At 40.1% G+C, this 681-nt stretch carries 1 pseudogene; it reads left to right on the forward strand.

From position 1 onward, the window contains the following. Positions 1-292, forward strand: a pseudogene (locus ACFINC_RS10905) (tRNA (adenosine(37)-N6)-threonylcarbamoyltransferase complex transferase subunit TsaD); the annotation flags it as partial. Positions 293-681: the final 389 nt, after the last annotated feature.

The following is a 681-nucleotide window of genomic DNA, read 5'->3' on the forward strand; positions in this document are numbered from 1 at the left end:
CTATCCTGATCATGGAAAGCACTCTCCTTCTTTAGTTGTTGCGGGCGGCGTTGCTGCAAACCAAGCACTCCGCTCTACATTACAGGAACTTGCTCATCAACATGGTTTTGAATTTATAGCGCCTCCTCTTTCCTTGTGTACCGATAATGCAGCAATGATTGCTTTTGCTGGTGCCCAAAAGCTCGCACGTGGAGAAACAAGCTCGCTTGATATCGCCCCTCGCTCACGCTGGCCCTTAGATGAAAAAGCCATGCCCTTAATCGGGACGGGACGCCGTGGAACAAAAGCATAAGACAATTAATTTCCCTCACATTTCAAAGAATGAAGATTTTCACTCAATCCGGTCTGTAATCTAGATCGTTATTGAATTAATTTTCCACCTGCAAACGATTTTATTTGCTTCTCATTTCACACCATTCACTTAACAAAAAGCGCAATACGCAAACTTAAATTTTCACCACATATTCTAAAAATACTTCATTTTTTAAAGAAACTTGCCTTATATCACCCCCTTCAAATGACAACATTTTACAGCACCATAAGACGCCCCCTACCACACCAAACCATACCCATCCTTTGATATCTTTACCGTTGATTATCTATTTGTTTCATGACTATTGTAGTAACTTTTTAGAACTAATTTTCTTACTAAATTTTTTCCGATGTAAGACGCCTCTAATG

The sequence above is a fragment of the Bartonella sp. AP58NXGY genome (assembly GCF_042195785.1).
Classification (GTDB): Bacteria; Pseudomonadota; Alphaproteobacteria; order Rhizobiales; family Rhizobiaceae; genus Bartonella.